2 pseudogenes are annotated in these 740 nt (G+C 48.4%); one reads left to right on the forward strand and one right to left on the reverse strand.

Features of this window, described 5'->3' with window-relative positions:
- A pseudogene (locus tag TDIS_RS10705) lies at window positions 1-400 on the reverse strand (heterodisulfide reductase subunit A); the annotation flags it as partial.
- A 27-nt stretch (window positions 401-427) separates the two neighbouring features.
- On the opposite strand from TDIS_RS10705, the pseudogene TDIS_RS10710 reads away from it, so the two are divergent.
- Window positions 428-740: pseudogene (locus tag TDIS_RS10710) on the forward strand (radical SAM protein); the annotation flags it as partial.

The following is a 740-nucleotide window of genomic DNA, read 5'->3' on the forward strand; positions in this document are numbered from 1 at the left end:
GATCCCATTCCGGATAGGCGAAATCCCACGTCCGCGGATGAACCGCATGCCCCATTTCAATAGCCTTGAGGCACTGAAGGGCCTTCAATGCCGCTCCAGTAGCGTCCTCCATGGCCTGAAAAACAGTCATGGGCTGGTGAACCGCTCCCGCAGCATAAATACCCGTACGCCGCGTCTCATAAGGGAAACAAATGTAGTTAGAATCTGCAAAACCGTAAAAGAGTTCTAGTTCCGGAAAACCAGCTCCCTGTCGATACTCAAGTGGAATAATAGGATCATCGGCCGTAGCCGGAACCATACCGGTAGCCAACACCACCATATCTACCGGAATCTCAAGCTCCTCACCAAGGAGGGTCTGATCTACCTTCACCAACAATTTCCCTTCTTCCTCGCTGATCTCTTTTAAAAAGAAAAAGAGGTCTCAAAAATGCGAGAAGCCCTTCTTTACGAAAAGCTAGACAATCGGGATGTTAAATGTAATCTTTGTTCACACCGTTGCCGCATACCTCCTGGGAAGACGGGGATCTGCGGAGTCAGGAAAAACGAGGAGGGGGTGCTTTATAGCCTAGCGTACGGCAAAGTTATCGCCCACCATGTAGATCCTATTGAGAAGAAGCCTCTTTTTCATTTTCTTCCTGGAACTTTGAGTTATTCCATAGCCACTGTAGGCTGCAATCTCCAGTGTGACTTCTGTCAGAATTTTGAAATCTCCCAATTTCCGCGCCACTACGGATATGTCA

Source organism: Thermosulfurimonas dismutans (assembly GCF_001652585.1).
In the GTDB taxonomy this organism is placed as follows: Bacteria; Desulfobacterota; Thermodesulfobacteria; order Thermodesulfobacteriales; family Thermodesulfobacteriaceae; genus Thermosulfurimonas; species Thermosulfurimonas dismutans.